This is a genomic window from Paenibacillus sp. SAFN-117 (assembly GCF_051966115.1).
Taxonomy (GTDB): domain Bacteria; phylum Bacillota; class Bacilli; order Paenibacillales; family NBRC-103111; genus Paenibacillus_L; species Paenibacillus_L residui.
Map to the genome: position 1 here is coordinate 94,474 of NZ_JBQCLK010000015.1, position 15,187 is coordinate 109,660.

16 protein-coding genes and 1 pseudogene are annotated in these 15,187 nt (G+C 50.1%); 7 read left to right on the top strand and 10 right to left on the bottom strand.

What is annotated here, in order from left to right:
* Window positions 1-120 precede the first annotated feature (120 nt).
* The 3 genes from ACTHRH_RS11925 to ACTHRH_RS11935 all read left to right on the top strand — a co-directional run bounded on the left by ACTHRH_RS11925 (window position 121) and on the right by ACTHRH_RS11935 (window position 2,977).
* A complete protein-coding gene (locus ACTHRH_RS11925; protein WP_186328215.1) occupies window positions 121-825 on the top strand; it encodes a peptidylprolyl isomerase in 705 nt (234 codons plus the stop codon).
* Window positions 826-1,657: 832 nt separating this feature from the next.
* Complete coding sequence (locus ACTHRH_RS11930; protein ID WP_440415669.1) at window positions 1,658-2,317, top strand: alpha/beta hydrolase; 660 nt, start codon at window positions 1,658-1,660, stop codon at window positions 2,315-2,317.
* A 30-nt stretch (window positions 2,318-2,347) separates the two neighbouring features.
* Entirely contained in the window at window positions 2,348-2,977 is a 630-nt protein-coding gene (locus tag ACTHRH_RS11935; protein WP_440415671.1) for a YdcF family protein, read from the top strand.
* 98 nt (window positions 2,978-3,075) lie between these two features.
* Here ACTHRH_RS11935 and ACTHRH_RS11940 read toward each other — a convergent pair whose 3' ends face one another.
* Window positions 3,076-3,837 (bottom strand): N-acetyltransferase family protein, encoded by a 762-nt coding sequence (locus tag ACTHRH_RS11940; protein WP_440415673.1) that lies wholly within the window; start codon window positions 3,835-3,837, stop codon window positions 3,076-3,078.
* 357 nt (window positions 3,838-4,194) lie between these two features.
* Between ACTHRH_RS11940 and ACTHRH_RS11945 the strand changes: the two are divergent.
* Window positions 4,195-4,764, top strand: a pseudogene (locus ACTHRH_RS11945) (AAA family ATPase); the annotation flags it as partial.
* Window positions 4,765-5,060: 296 nt separating this feature from the next.
* Here the strand turns inward: ACTHRH_RS11945 and ACTHRH_RS11950 are convergent.
* From ACTHRH_RS11950 to ACTHRH_RS11990, 9 genes are all read right to left on the bottom strand, one after another.
* Window positions 5,061-5,267 carry a cold-shock protein gene (locus ACTHRH_RS11950; RefSeq protein ID WP_144933484.1) on the bottom strand — a complete coding sequence of 69 codons (207 nt, stop codon included), beginning with the start codon at window positions 5,265-5,267 and terminating at the stop codon, window positions 5,061-5,063.
* Window positions 5,268-5,354: 87 nt separating this feature from the next.
* Window positions 5,355-6,314: an AAA family ATPase gene (locus ACTHRH_RS11955; RefSeq protein WP_440415675.1), complete on the bottom strand. Its 960-nt coding sequence runs from the start codon at window positions 6,312-6,314 to the stop codon at window positions 5,355-5,357.
* A gap of 84 nt (window positions 6,315-6,398) precedes the next feature.
* Window positions 6,399-6,689, bottom strand: a complete 291-nt coding sequence (locus ACTHRH_RS11960; protein ID WP_440415677.1) for a hypothetical protein — start codon at window positions 6,687-6,689, stop codon at window positions 6,399-6,401.
* Complete coding sequence (locus tag ACTHRH_RS11965) at window positions 6,652-7,497, bottom strand: GerAB/ArcD/ProY family transporter (RefSeq protein ID WP_440415679.1); 846 nt, start codon at window positions 7,495-7,497, stop codon at window positions 6,652-6,654. Before ACTHRH_RS11965 ends, ACTHRH_RS11960 begins: the two co-directional genes overlap by 38 nt.
* Window positions 7,498-7,514: 17 nt before the next feature.
* Window positions 7,515-7,751, bottom strand: coding sequence for a hypothetical protein (locus tag ACTHRH_RS11970; RefSeq protein WP_144933487.1), 237 nt, complete (start codon window positions 7,749-7,751; stop codon window positions 7,515-7,517).
* A 6-nt stretch (window positions 7,752-7,757) separates the two neighbouring features.
* Window positions 7,758-8,957, bottom strand: a complete 1,200-nt coding sequence (locus ACTHRH_RS11975; RefSeq protein WP_186328211.1) for a Ger(x)C family spore germination protein — start codon at window positions 8,955-8,957, stop codon at window positions 7,758-7,760.
* Window positions 8,958-9,017: 60 nt separating this feature from the next.
* Window positions 9,018-9,755 carry a YqjF family protein gene (locus ACTHRH_RS11980; protein WP_379289499.1) on the bottom strand — a complete coding sequence of 246 codons (738 nt, stop codon included), beginning with the start codon at window positions 9,753-9,755 and terminating at the stop codon, window positions 9,018-9,020.
* Window positions 9,756-9,775: 20 nt separating this feature from the next.
* A complete protein-coding gene (locus ACTHRH_RS11985; protein WP_440415682.1) occupies window positions 9,776-11,302 on the bottom strand; it encodes an FMN-binding glutamate synthase family protein in 1,527 nt (508 codons plus the stop codon).
* Window positions 11,303-11,511: 209 nt separating this feature from the next.
* Window positions 11,512-13,041, bottom strand: coding sequence for a spore germination protein (locus tag ACTHRH_RS11990; RefSeq protein WP_440415684.1), 1,530 nt, complete (start codon window positions 13,039-13,041; stop codon window positions 11,512-11,514).
* A 311-nt stretch (window positions 13,042-13,352) separates the two neighbouring features.
* Between ACTHRH_RS11990 and ACTHRH_RS11995 the strand changes: the two genes are divergently transcribed.
* From ACTHRH_RS11995 to ACTHRH_RS12005, 3 genes are all read left to right on the top strand, one after another.
* The gene (locus tag ACTHRH_RS11995; RefSeq protein WP_144933492.1) at window positions 13,353-13,577 is read left to right on the top strand and encodes a hypothetical protein; all 225 of its coding nucleotides are present in this window, start codon (window positions 13,353-13,355) and stop codon (window positions 13,575-13,577) included.
* 28 nt (window positions 13,578-13,605) lie between these two features.
* Window positions 13,606-14,724, top strand: a complete 1,119-nt coding sequence (locus ACTHRH_RS12000) for a GerAB/ArcD/ProY family transporter (protein ID WP_440415687.1) — start codon at window positions 13,606-13,608, stop codon at window positions 14,722-14,724.
* Between the two features lie 128 nt (window positions 14,725-14,852).
* On the top strand, window positions 14,853-15,095 hold the full coding sequence (locus ACTHRH_RS12005) for a hypothetical protein (RefSeq protein ID WP_144933494.1): 243 nt from the start codon (window positions 14,853-14,855) through the stop codon (window positions 15,093-15,095).
* The last annotated feature ends 92 nt before the right edge of the window (window positions 15,096-15,187 follow it).

Here is a 15,187-nt window from a genome sequence, read left to right on the forward strand (position 1 = left end):
GTCATTCTGCTCAATGTTTACTATCGAATCTCTTTCGTTAAAGCAATCGCAAGATTTGAGAGTGATTTCTTCAATATGCTATAATGGGTTATATTTTTCCAACTGAGGTGTTCATCATTGATTCCATACAGTAAAGGATTTAAAGCAGCGTTAGTCTGTTCACTAGCCGCAGCACTGTTGGCAGGGTGCGGCGGCAAATCGGGCGGGGAAGCCGGGCAAGGCAGCCAGAACGGGCAGCCGGCAACGACACAGGCTCCATCCGCCTCGCCGGGACAAGCCAAGAAATGGTCACAGCCCCCGGCTATGACTATCGATCCGGAACAAACCTATCAAGCCGAATTCGAAACGAGCAAAGGCACGTTTACAATTGAGTTATTTGCGAAAGAAGCGCCCAATACGGTCAATAATTTTGTCTTTCTGGCAAAGGAGGGCTATTACGATGGAGTCACTTTCCATCGAATCATTGAGACCTTCATGATTCAGACCGGCGATCCGACGGGTACGGGGACCGGAACGCCCGGGTATTACATTAAGGACGAACTGGACTCGGGGTATACCTACGAGCCTGGAATAGTCGCTATGGCGAAGTCCGGGAAGGACCGCAACGGAAGCCAGTTTTTTATATGCACGGGTGAAGATAGCTACAACCTGAATTTGCAGCCGGATTATTCTATCTTCGGCAAAGTGATTGAAGGTATGGATACCGTGCAGGAAATTGCGGCTACACCGGTTAAGATGAACCCGAAGGGGAATGATCGCACGCCGAGCCTTCCGACGGAGACCGTGACGATCAACAAAGTGACGATTCATGAAGCCGGACAATAAACCGGCCTTGGACATAGAGGCTGCTGTTGAAGCGGCCTCTTTCTTAGCAGAACCTGCCTCTGATTATTTTTTAAAATATAGAAAGGATAAGTTTCACCTTATACCTGTTCTTATATTTCATCGGTAAACGAGCCTGTCCAAAGGACGGCGATAGCCGTTTATCCTTGCCACATATCGAATTCTTTAATTTTTTACAGTGTAAAACAATAATTGGTATTTACAGGGCTGGTCGCAAAGTACTGTATTAAAAGCAAGTATTAATTGCAGGTCATAAAGAGCGACCGAGAGTAGAGGAAAGGCAACGACCGGTAATGGATCAAGAATTGCTGCGATAATACATCCATTTAGAAGCGATTCGGATACTTATGGAGAAAAGCCTGCGAAAATATTCTAATTTCGACATTAAATCACCCGATTATCCCTGGAACGAGAAAAAAGGTGTATTTTTTTCAGGCTTTGCCGCGTATACGGAGTAAAACGACCTAAAATTCGTGCAGAATTGCAGGCTTTAAATCTTTTAATTCCAGGGGGCTCCCCGCAAAGTACCCGGAATACGCTTCGAAGGCTATGCGTCACTTTGTGGGGAATTTACAGGGCTCCCGCAAAGTACCCTGAATAAGCTTCAAAGGCTACGCGTCACGTGGGGAATTTACAGGGCGCGACAGCTCACGTGCTTGTGGGGGATTTACAGGGCTTCGTTTGAAAATTTTTACTTCTAGAATTAATGCAGCAGTACGTTTAATGGCAAGTAAGTCTAAAAGTGTGCGGGGCAGCATTTGGAATTCTTCTCGGAAACGGCACTCATGAGGTGCCCTTGGGAGGTAGATAGCCAGTGTCCACGCGAGCTTGTATGCTAATCCACGGTTTTACCGGAGGACCTTATGAATTAGGTCCTTTAGCGGACCATTTGCGGAAGCGGGGAGTGCTATGCACGGTTCCGGAGCTTCCCGGCCACGGAGGGAAATTACGTGAACTCAAGCGTTATACCCGGGCCGACTGGATAGCCAAAGCCTTAACCGAAGCCGAGAAGCTGGTTGAACGCTGTGGTCCGATCGATCTGGTCGGATTCTCCATGGGCGGACTGCTGGCTACTTATGTGGCTAACCGGCTTCCGGTTCGCAGACTGGCCTTACTGGGAACGCCGGTCATTTACATCAGCCCGGGAAGGATGATCCGGGATATCGCCGGAAGGCTGGCTGGAAGCAGAACGAAGGATACGCCGGGCAAGGCCGGGACGCCTGTGCGCGCTGTGGTGGAATTTATGAAGCTGGTCAAGGAGATCAGGCCGGAATTCGAGCAAGTGTCCGTACCGACGCTGATTGTCCAAGGGGCGGAGGACCATATTGTACATCCTTACAGTGCAAAGTATATTTACGAGAAAATATCCGCACCTAAGGAACTGCTGATTTTGCCGAATTCCCGGCATTTGCTTTGCTTTGGGGAGGAAGCGGATCGTTTGTTCGGCGAAGTGGAGCAGTTTTTGCAATATTGATTGTGTTCGCGGGAGCTGAGGGGGAACCGAATGAAAAGAAGAAAAGCCAAGGCCTTATTCTGGTTGAAAACCGCCGGGATATTGGCAGGCTTGCTAGTCCTATGGGTTGGGTATGTGCAGTGGAAAATTTACTCGGTTCAGCACAGCCAAAATTCGGAGCCGGCAGATGTCGCGATCGTTCTTGGGGCCGCCCTCTGGAATGGCGTCCCCAGTCCGGGCCTTCGGGAAAGACTGGAAGGGGCCGTCGATCTGTACGAGCAAGGCATAGTAGATAAATTTATTCTTTCCGGGGGACTGGGTACACATGGCTCGACCGTGACCGAGGCGGAAGGGATGAAGAGGTATTTGCTGGAGCGCGGCATCCCCGAATCCGATCTGTTCAAGGAAGATGAGGCCAGAAATACGCTGCAAAATTTGTCCTTCAGCCAGAATATTATGAAAGCGAATCAATGGACGACGGCCATCATTGTTACTCATCATTATCATGGCGCCCGGGCTCTCGATATGGCCCGATTCCTCCATTTCGAGAACCCGAGAGTGTATACGGTCGATTCGGAAGTGATGAATATTACTTGGCACAAGACGAGGGAGACGCTGGCTTACGGGAAATGGACCTTGGACAAATGGATGATGTGGCTGGGCCTTTCATCTGCTCCTTGAATTTGGACCGCGGGGGAACAGATGCACGTTCGTCAGACGCTGTCATGTATCACGGAGAAGCATTATGCTGGACAATTGGACAACCTGGAGCTTTTCGTTTATCCTCCTCCAATCCGATAATGATATTGATATAAGGGACGGTAACCGGAACGGGTATAGAGGGCGATAGCCGGCTCATTATCTGCGGAGACTTGCAGATAAAGATTCGAGGCCCCGTTCTGGCCGCTCCAGTCGGCCAGCGCGCGGACCAGGCGGCGGCCGGCACCCTGCCTGCGGAATGGAGGAGCGATAACGACGTTGGTATATCCCGCCCAGCCTCTTTCGACGATGGCCGTTCCTACCCCGATCGTCTCCTCTCGGGCATTTTTCAAAGTGAGAAAGGTATGCCTAGGCCCGATAGCGGCAAACATTTTTTCGTAGACCGGCTTTCGCGTTACCGGGAATTGCTCGAAAGCGATAAAGTCATCTATCCATTCCCCGGAAGGGCCGGAATGGAGGATGATGTAATCGTCTTCGGGGGGGTTTAGACAAGCCCTGACTTTTTCAATACTCGAGATCATTACGGTCGTAACCATTTCTTTGCGATACCCTTCAAACTCCAGCAGTCTGTCCAACTCCGGCGGAGAGGCCGGACTGATTTGGTAACAAACCGGCAGCCCGCGGCGGCTGTAAAAAGCATTGACCTCTTCCCGCCAGTTTCCTTCCGGCAGATCCCCGCAAGTCCATACGCTGTTGGCCCGTCGGGTAACTCCTTCGGCCGCTCTTAGCTTCCAGCCCCCATAAGCTTGCTGAACGATAGAAGGCCAGGTATTGGCGGCCAATTGTTCAATAAAGGCTATGAACGCCCGGTCTTTCTCCACTATAAGCTCCTCCCGTCTGCACCTCGATATTTTCATGATTTTTATAATAATACATTTTAATGAATAAATATGCAATGTGTTTTTGACTGAATTTTTATTTGAGTAAAATCCGAAGACGAGATATGCTGCAAATAATAAGGGTGCCTGAGATCGCCAGTTTTTCCCAATTGGTTTAGCCGCATGAAATAAAAATCACCGGGTCGTCAATCGTACCAGTTGCAGACTCTCCCAACGCGGCCATCCACATTTTCCTTGGCGTCTTTAGGGCGAAGGCGGGGCGGAGCGGGGCTTGTCGGGAACCCTTTTCTGGGCTCCTGCGTATACTGCTTACACAAAAAATATACGAGGTGATCCGATATGAGCGGTCGATATACGGCAACCATCCACCGAAATCCGGAAGATCCTTCGCGGCGTATCAGCATTGTATTGAATTCACCTGAAGGGACTGCCGCTGCCGCCGAAGCGCCGCCCTTGTCCAAGATCGACAGAGCTCCGACCCGGCAATTTTCCGCGATTCTGAAAGAGCTGGACCGAATGATCGGACTGGAGAATGTGAAGGAGCTTATTTATGAAATCTACGCTCTGCTGCTGATCAAGCAGTACCGGGCCGAGGCGGGTCTCCACTATGACGCTCATGTCTATCACATGGTCTTCAAAGGAAATCCGGGAACGGGAAAGACCACCGTCGCCCGAATCGTCGCCAAGCTGCTGCATGAGCTGGGGGTGCTGTCCAAAGGTCATCTGATCGAGGTGGATCGTGCGGAGCTGGTCGGCGAATATATAGGGCATACCGCATTGAAGACGAAGGAACTGATTAAGAAAGCGATGGGCGGGGCATTGTTTATCGATGAGGCTTACAGCCTGGCCCGGGGAGGCGACAAGGACTTCGGCAAGGAAGCCATCGACACCCTCGTTAAGGCGATGGATTAGGTTTTTATGCGGGTATTGATTGGGCGGAAAATGGGCGTAAAAAATCCTCCCCTTGAGAGGAACCTGGTTTCTCGCGGCAGGGAGGAGGCTGAAGCATGAATTTCATTGATTTTCGTTTTAAAGTTAGGACGACCCTGGTTCTCGAAAAATCTGCTGCCAAAAGGGCATTTATGAATACGGCTTCCTTGTACCTTATAGATGCGTTTTAACTATTTAAAGCAATTAGCGCATGTAGAGAAAGTTTGGGAGAGCCGTGAACGGATCATCGATTGAGGCCGGCAGGCATCGTGTCATTAAGTACTTACCATTCGATGAGTAAGATTTTCTACAACCGGAAGCATTCGGGCCTCTTTTTCCATAGAATTATGGCATAAGGGACAAGCCGGAGTGTCCACGAAGGAGAAATCCTGTCTCATCCATCCATTGCAATCCTGATTGGTGCAAGCCCATACCTCCGTCTCTCTTTGTTCGATTTCTTCAAAAGTTTTGCGTGAATACAAAACAAAGCCCTCCTTCCATCATGATCCCACAATATTTTCCATCGAACCGCATTTATAATATGTGATGATCTGCAGGTAATTATTCGGTCAGTATCCCTGCTCTTGGATGAGAATGTCCTCGGCTCGAAGGGTCCGCAGCTCCTTCTTGGATAGCCGATTGATCTGCGGAGAGTAAAATTGCATTAATCGTACGGCCTGGTTTCTGATTGATTGCTCAATGACATTTCGGACATAGCGGGCATTGGAGAAATTGACAAGATTTTGTTCTTTCTCTTGGACCAAGTCCGCTTTCAGCTTCTGCTCCGATGCTTCGGACAACTCATAATCCCGATCTTTCGCCATCTGACGTGCGATGTCCATTAATTCTTCGATTGTGTAGTCGGGAAAATCAATATGTACGGGGAAGCGAGAAGGTAAGCCGGGATTCAGGGAGATGAAAGTTTCCATTTCCAGCGGGTAGCCGGCCAGGATCAGGATGAAATCATTACGGTGATCCTCCATCATTTTGACAAGGGTATCGATGGCTTCTTTGCCGAAATCCTTCTCTCCTCCTCGGGAGAGAGAATAGGCTTCGTCAATAAAGAGAACTCCTCCAAGCGATTTTTTGACCAATTCGCGGGTTTTCTGGGCGGTGTGGCCAATATATTCCCCGACAAGATCCGCCCGGTCCGCCTCCACCAGATGGCCCTTGGACAAGACCTCCATTTTCTGGAATAATTTAGCCAGTATCCGGGCAACCGTTGTCTTTCCAGTACCGGGATTGCCGTTAAAAATCATATGGTATACCTGCTTGTTTGTCTTGAGCCCGGCATTTTCCCGCAGCTGATTGATTTTGAGGAAGGCGTAAATTTCATAAACCAATTTTTTGACCCTATCCAAACCGATCATTTGATGAAGCTCATCCAGAACTTCTTTGCATGGATCAATTTCGAGTATTTTGCGGTCTTGATTTTCTTCCGGTTCTCTCTTGTTAAGAACGATGTTGATCTGCCCGGGATTTTTCTTAATCCGGACCTCCTTAGTGATTACTTCAGCACTTTCCGCCATTAAGCTTACCACCTCGCTTATACATTATATTAGCGAAGGGGCAAGAATATTTTAAAATGGTAAAACCGTCTCCCGGACTTACTGTTAACCCTTATTTTTTGCATTCCTCCTGAAGGAAGTGACCGCGAGCAGAACCAATGGCAGTATAATGCCGTAGGTGCCTCCGTAGGGGAGCCATATTTGTTTATTGTAGTAATCATTATGAGCGTAATCCGGGTGGACGATCAGAGACAGAATCGCAAGGATCATTCCTAAGGGCAAAGTCAGCGGACGGTAATCTTTCAGCTTGAAAATATGGGTGAGACCCGTAGCAGAGACATAGAACAGGATGGTCATTTTATAATAAAATAGTAACAAACCAAAGGGTGGCCACAATGACCTCGACCCTCTGGAAAAAATCCCCCACGTTTATCATCTTGGCCAAAGAGTAGCTGGGGTACACTTGCATTTCGGTCATTTGTGCCCCTAGTACGGCTATGGCCAGAAAGATCATAAGGATAAGCACGGCTCCGCCAATAGCAGCCCCAATGACGAAAGCGCGGTTTGCTTTGTCCGGCTTGTTCACACCGGATGGATAGAACATCAGGAACACGACGGGAGTCAAGGAAAAAATACTCATATAAAAAACAGATGCCTTTATAATCGGTTTCGGTCCTTCGGCCATGACCGGCCCCAGATGATTGATATCAATTTGCGGGGAAAGGGCTACCAACAGGATAAAGAATAAAAACACCACGAACAGAAACAAAATGTCAGCGGAACGTGCAATAGTTACCAAGCCCAATCGAACGCTGTATAGCACAAGCATTATACATGTGATATTGACGGCCCACATGGGAGTTCCGGGCAGAATCTGAATCGTAATAAACTGCCCCATGAAATAAACCAGCTCGGCTGAGGTAACGAAGGTGAAAAAAACAAAGGTCAGGGAAATGATTTTTCCCGCCAAAGAGCCGAAGGCTTTGTCGTTCATTTCCATCAGCGTTAAGCCTTGGTTCCGTTTGCCCACGACCGTATACAGCCAGGATAGACACAGCCCTAATCCTGTGCCAATCACAGCGGCGATCCAGGCATCCTGTCTGGCGAGTTCAGCCATACTGGAAGGGACGATAAGAATGGCGGTGCCAATGGAAAACAGAGCGACCATGATGGCAAATTGCCGGACCGTGTATTTATCGCTCATCTGTATCTGACCCACCTCTATTCTATCAGCCAAGGCTTCAATGCTTCGCTAATTGGTCTATATAGGACAATAATCCAATCCAGCGGATTAGGAATATTTACTTTCATGACATAAGCGGCCGTCAAACCTGTGGCCATAAGGAGCAGAAGCCAGAAGAAAATTTCTTCTCTCGCCAGTCGATGCTTTCTCAGATAAGGTATTTCCTTGATCGCGATTAGAACTCCGATCAGAATAATTCCAATACTCTTCCACATCCAAACCTACTCCTTAGCTGTCTTCATAAACGGGTTCCCGATCGTTCCGGAATGCCTCAATTTGATTTTCGCATCGACTTGAATCGGCATTTTCCTGAAGGCTTTATTCCAGTCTTTTTTATTTTTTTTCCAGTAGGCCGGGTTGGAACGGTGAACCTCTTCTCCGAAGCCGAACACATCCGAGCCTAGTTTTTGTCCGGCACGAATGGAGGTCAGGATTTTCTTCTCCAAACTTTCCTTATATAACTGTTCCAATTGATGGAGAACGACTCTCTTGGTCAGATCGATGGAACAGCTAGCCTCGGCGATGCTGCCTTCAATGTTAATCTTTACTTGTGCCTCCGGCTGCCCGTCCTTAAGCTTCGTTATCATTTTGCTGTCGGCCCTACCGACTTCAATCGTTATCTCTCCCTGCCCCTCCGGACAAGGTATGATGGCCACAGTGCTTTTTACTTTTTTGCGAAGGTAGGTTACCCCCTTGCTGTTATCCTGATCAAACCAGCCGATGAGCCTGTCATCCTTAAAAATGGCGAGACCGGCGTACCGGAGGACGGCTTCCGGAGTGATCTCCTTGACATTTTGCTGGGTTTCGCCTATTCGCTGATCTCCTATCAATTCCAACGCCGTTAAGACTGGCTCGCGTCCATCGCTAATCAGGTCGTTGATCAGGTCGTGCATGGCAATTCCAACAGCAGGGGCCCAGTATCTCTGCGCGGTTTCCAATGAAGACAGCAGCCGGTTCGCCGGTATTTTCTCCAAGGGGGTAACGATTTTAAGCATATTTTCCGCCTTGGTGTTTTTGGCTACGACAATATAGAAATCCGTTCGGAATTCATGATCTCTGGAGAAAACATCCATTACTTTATTAAGCCCTTCCTTGGCAATTTCGTCGCTCAGAATAATCATGCGAAGGTGAGCCCCGTACAATCGCCGCGGGGATGTCAACGTCATTTTCCGATAAGTCTCCATCAGAGTCTTGCCTGTGGCCGAATAAGTAGTGACGGGAGAGCGAACGCCTCCCGCCCCTTTTTTCGCCACTTCGGACGGTTCGACGACCTGTGCCGTCAATTTGTATAATTCTCCTGCCTTGTCAATGCCCACGGCGACCTGAATCGCCAGGTCGTTCAGTTCCCTGCGGCTCCAGCAGCTGGTCAGAAGGATTGTAAGGAGTACCCATACAAGTGCAACACTCAAGCGGCGTTTCATTAGGCTCACCATTCTTCTGTCATTGGTTATAAGTAACATTATTAACTCGGGGCGATCAATTTAAACGAACACTGCCGGGTATGTGTGCAAAGCGGAAAAACGGGCGTTCACCCCTCTGGAATAGTGCAATAATACAGGCTCGTCCGGTAAGTGGATTCCCAAGGCATCCGTCAATGTGTTCGCCAATTGGGCCAATTCAACGGATTGCAGCGGCCAAGGAGGGTGGAAGACTTGACCGCAGTAGATTTTCACGTACGGCTTCGCAATGCAATAAAACCGGTATCGTTCCGTCAGCCAGTGCTCCAAAGTGCCTTTCTCCGCTTGATAAGGCGCGGACAAAGGACGGTAATGGGCCGCAAAAGAAGGGGACTCCGATGTCACTCTCCGGCTTGAAAGCTTCAAAAATCCGTCTTTGTGCTTAAGCTGCATTTTGGCCCGGTAGTATGGAAGCTTGTACCACCATTTGGCGATGTTCAGCACAATGGGATCGGAGGCGTCCAGAGTAATGAAATACACTCCCGGCCCCTGTTGGTGGGAGACATAGGTACGTACATTCACTTCCGGGAAAGAGAAGGGGTAAGGAACGGGGCAGCCCCTTAACCGAATTCCCGTCATGCGGAAGGCGACAACCCCAAGCCAGGCCTGCCCTTTGAACGTATCTATCGTTAAAGGCCGGGGGACCCTCTCTCTTATAGAGGAAACCGGAACCGGCCAGTGAAGGAACAGCACATGCTGCCAGCTCTGTTTCATGATCCAGGCGTCCTCGTCTTGTGCCGGAGGGAAATGGCTATGGCTCATGCGGCGTTCCCCCTCGTTCATTATTTTTTCTTGAAATAGTCAAACCAGTTTTTCCCTTTCTGCGGGTAGGTCGGAGAAGTCGGCTTCTGCGGCACTGCCTGGGTGTCCCCTGCAGGCTCCATCGGGTCTGGACCTCCGAGCGGGTCGTAAGCTTGCGTGGCCAAGGGAATGCCGGTCACCTTGCTTGTCCATTCGTCCAACGAGGCCAGATCTTCTGCCTGCACCTGCTGCAGACTGGTTTTCCCGAGGGCGCGGATGCCCAGCTTCATTTCCTCGACGAAGGAAGTGAAGAAGTTCTCCAAATGACGGGCGGCCAGATTTTCATCGAACTGCTCGGCCATCTCCCCCGGATAAAAGGTAAGCTGCGTAGGCGGCTCCCACGGAATCGCTTTGGTCACTTGCTCGTGCGTCATGGCCCACAGCAGGGCGGTGCCCATGTATACTCCGTCTGCTCCCAGCGCAAGAGCCTTCAGGCATTCCCCCGGATTGGAAAACCCGCCGCCGACCAACAGACTGATTTGATCCTTGACTCCGCGTTGATTCAAATAACGGACGGCACGGCATAAGGCAAACAGGGTGGGGAGGCCGAAATCATCCTCGAGAATCGGCGGACCGCCTTTCGTTCCGGCCTGGCTTCCGTCTAAGCTGATGAAATCAACGTTCGCCCGGATAGCTACCTCCAGATCCGCCTCCAGCTTCGCACTGGCGCAGAGCTTCACGCCTATGGGCACTCCGCCGGTCACCGAACGCAGCCTTTCAACCAAAGGGATCAGGTCGTCCGGCTGGTTAATTTCCTGGTGACGGGAAGGAATAACGACGATTTCTCCGTCCTTCACGTTCATGACCTGACGCGCTTTGCCGGGCATAAATTCAGGCGGAATAATGCTCGCGGCTGTTGCGGTAGCTCCCTGGCCGATATGAATTTCTATAGCATCCGCTTGATTGAGAATGGAAGGCTGCTTCGACCAGTGGCCGGAGTTGTACTGCAAGATGAGAAATTTGGCAAGATTGCGTTCCTCGGGCAGAAAACCGCCTTCCCCCGTGTTGGTCGCCGTTCCGACGGCGGCTGTTCCTCGGGCCATTGCGATTTTGACCTTCTCGCTCACTCCTATTCCATACCCCATAGCTCCGGCCATAATAGGAATTTGCAGCGTCATGGGCTTCTTGGCCTTCGGACCGATGGTCACCTCAAGGTCCACATTCTCATCCTCGTGGGCAGGGAGTACGGCTAACTGAGCCGGTGTAAAAATCAGCCCGTCGAAGCTCAGATGCTTGCGTGGACTGCCGAATGGCCTCTCAATAATGGCGCCGGAAGCCGCCCGGAGGCTGTTCTCCATCACCTTGATCGGATTTGTGCGGGTCAAGGCGGTAACCATCTCCCAAATATTAACCGGATATCGTTCAGACATCAGTTTTTTCATGAACATAGCGAGCAGCCGTTGTGTAATCGGTTTGAAGAAGATGACCAGCATGCCTATAACAAGCAGGAAGGCCAGCAGGGTGCCCGCTATAGAAACCAGGAATGACCCTATCAACGATGTTTGCATAAGGCATCTCCTTCTGTATGGTCATCGTAAGTTAAACCTGAGGATAGCAGGGGGCGGGAGCTTCTTGAACCATCCAAGCTTCATTCCCGGAACCCGCGTTTTTAATAATGGTCGTCCACCGGATTTACCGACCCGGAATGCGACGTGTGGCTTTCCCTTGGTGGATTTTACAGGGCTCCGTCAGGAGCTTTTTTGCATTTGAATTCTCATCATTGTTCGTCCTTCTGCTTCTGTGCAGAAGCTTCGCTTCCGGTTCCGGAGCGCCCGCCGCCGCTCTGTCCGCTATCTCTGGTGCGGACGGTATTCTGCTTAACTACAATATCCGGCCGGGTATACATCTTCCACCAAGGCATGCGGATGACATTGTCCTTCTGGTCGGAAACGCGAAAAGGAGCGAACGGGGTCATATACGGAACGCCGAACGATTGCAGGTGACATAAGTGAAGAACGAGAGCAATCGTTCCGAGGAAAATTCCATAGAACCCAAAGGAGGCCGCAAGCCCCATGAACCCGAAGCGCAGAATACGTGCCGATATTCCTATTTCGAAGCTTGGAAAGATGAAGCCGGCAATGGCGGTGATGGATACGACGATAACCATCGCGGGGGAAACCAGGCCCGCCTCAACCGCTGCTTGTCCCAATACGAGGGCTCCGACAATGGAAATGGCCGTGCCTATCGCTCTGGGCATTCGTATGCTCGCCTCACGCAGCAGCTCGAAGGTGATTTCCATGATCAACGCCTCAATAAAGGCCGGGAACGGAATGGCCTCTCTCTGGGCAGCCAGGCTGATCAACAAGTCTGTCGGCAGCATCTCCTGGTGGAAGGTGGTGACGGCGATATAAATAGAGGGACCGAACAAGGAGATAAAAAAAGCAACATATCGAATCAGCCGCAGCAGACCGAAATCCGAACGGTGATAATAATCTTCTGCCGACTGAAGGAACTGGGTGAACAAAGCGGGCACCATCAGCACGAAAGGCGTACCGTCAACAAGGATAGCTATCCTTCCTTCCAGCAGAGATGCCGCCACGACATCGGGCCGTTCCGAATTGTTGATCGTCGGGAAGACGGTATAGGTTTTGTCCTGGATAAACTCTTCTACATAGTTGCTTTCCAAAATACCGTCTATATCAATTTGCTGCAGGCGTATACGAACCTCTTCCAATGTCGTCTCATTGACCAGACCGTTCATGTACATGATCGCCACTTTGGTCTTCGTTATGCGCCCGACCGGGTTCATTTCCAACCATAAGTTCGGGTCTCTAATTTTGCGGCGAATCAACGTAATGTTCGTCTGCAGAGCCTCGGTAAATCCTTCTTGCGGCCCCCGCACCACGGTTTGTGAGGTAGGCTCCGTTATATTCCGGTGTTCGAAACCGACCGTATCTACAGAAAAGGCCTGAGCTTGCTGATCGATCAAGATAACCGTCTCGCCACAGAGGATAGCATGATGAACGGTCTCCCAATCGGTCAAGCTGCGATAATCTCCTACTGTAATTCGCATAAGCCTGACCGCCTCGGAGGAATCTCTCCACTGGTCGTGAGCGGCCTGAGATGCAAGTGACTCTATTAGGCGATAGACGGAGGTCCGGTCGGCCATTCCGTCTATGTATATGAAGGCTGCCCGGATGCCCGGGGGCGGACCGAGGGTAAGCTCCCGGAATATCAGGTCGTCGCTGTTTCCAAAAGCCTCTCTAAGCAAGTTCAGATTGTCCTGAAGGACAAGATTTAATCTCATGGGCCTACCTCAATTAAGCGAGTTTTGCTTACATTATTGGCATATCGCAAACGACCTAAACATGGGTGATTCGTGAATAACATGTTCTTAATATAAGGGAAGCCGGTGAATCGGCACCCTCCCGCATCCGGCCCGGAAGTGCCTGCCCCATGATTATCCCGTTTTAATTATGTCAATAATGAATTATCAGATTAAGCGCCGCCCGACAATCAATCCATGGACCATCCGGCCAGGATAGCAGACTGTCGTTATATGGCATGGCGCGAAGTTAGTCCTGTATTTGACAGTGTGCCGGAAGCGAGGGAGAAACATTGGAGTATGCCGTGGTGATCGTATTGGCCGGCGCCCTGGGAGTATGGCTGGAGGTTCCCGGATTAAGACGTAAGAAGCTCTACAGAGAGCTTCGCTTGTTTAGCATTGCCCTGTTGGCGGCGATAGCTATCGGAATCATTAAGAGCTTGCAGCTTCCGTTTCCCAACTTGATGGAATGGATCATGATAGCTGTGAGTCCGCTTGTGGAATGGTTCGGGGGATGACAGAATTGAAGGGCAAAGGAATGATTGCATGAACCGTTCTGAGATAACCACCCGCCAGTTCTGCCTGCTGGTTACTCTGTTTACGATCGGCAGCTCGATCCTGTTCGTTCCTTCGCAATTGGCTGAAGAAGCGCAGCAGGATTCATGGTTGGCACTGGGGATCGGGATTATCATCAACTTGCTTGTCGTTGGTTTGTACCTTCGTTTGGCCAGCTTCTATCCGGATAAGACATTGTATGATTTGATGGAAATCTTGATGGGCAAATGGGCGGGCAGGCTGGCCATTGCGTTAACCTTTCTGTTTGCCTACTTCGTTTGTGTGATCAGCTTGGTGTACTATGTAGGCTTTTTTCTCGGTAATCAGATCTTTCCGGATACTCCGATCTTTTATTTGAACGGATTGTTTGTCATCACGGCTGTTTATGCCCTGCGTTTGGGGTTGGCTACTATCGCCCGGGCCAGCGAGATTTACATTCTGGTCTTTATTTTTTTGTTCGTACTGCTGACTGCAGCCCTCATTCCCGAGATGGATGCGAATCAATTCAAGCCGGCCCTAACCACACCATTATCATCCTTGTTACGGGGAGCGATTTCCTATAATAGCTTCTCTACCTTTCCGTTATTTTTCTTTCTCACGATTTATCCAATCCATGTGAAGAATCGCCGCAAGGCAGCCAGAAATTTTATATGGGGAACTCTGTGGGGAGGTTTGGTTCTCTGGCTTATATGTACGGTGGCCATCTCCGTATTAGGGGCCAAAGCAGCAGCGACCTACACTTTTCCCGGTTATGTCTTGGCGCAAAGGGTGAATATAGGGGACTTTTTTACTCGGATTGAAGCATCGATCCCCACTATTTGGATGATCTCGCTGTTTATCAAGCTGCTGATCTATTTTTATGCCTCTCTGCAGGCGTTGGGGAAGCTGACAGGGGTTCGTCAGAATTCGATTTATATCATTCCGTTAGCATTGGTCGCGTGGGCATTGTCGGTTGACCTGTTTACCAATTCCGCCCATTTGATGGAATGGAGCCGACTTACACTGCCGGTTATTACTTTTTTGTTTGGCGTCCTGCTTCCATTCCTTCTTCTCGTATTGGCGTTGGTTCGCCGCCGTTTTCAGAGGGGCGGGGACAACGAAGAGGCTTAGAACGGACGGATCGGTTGAGTGTCCGAGGTTCTTGGGCCGTTCCTGCCGAATAGACGGGGAATATGAATTAGAACGAATCGGACAATTCTCGAACGGAATACGTATTATCATGGAGCAGAAAGGGGAGGATGACCGGAAGATTAATGAAGAAGGAATTATCCGCTGATTTAGTATTCCGAAGCGGCAATACTTCTGCGTGGAAGTCTGAGGAACAGCTCGCTCGGGAGCTGGCTGCCTGGGTGGCCGGTGTCCTGAGCAAGTATCCGGACCCGGAGGAGACCCGGACGGAAAGACGGGGCCGGGATTATTTTCTAGAGCTATCATCTCTTCCATTATGTAAGTCCGGTCAGAAGGAGGGGGAACGGAAATAGCGGTAAGCGGAAACAGCATTAACCATGAGTTAACAGCGTTCCGGTTATCCGGGCTTTGGCGCGAAGCAAGCTCTTTCGGGAGGATAGGGCTT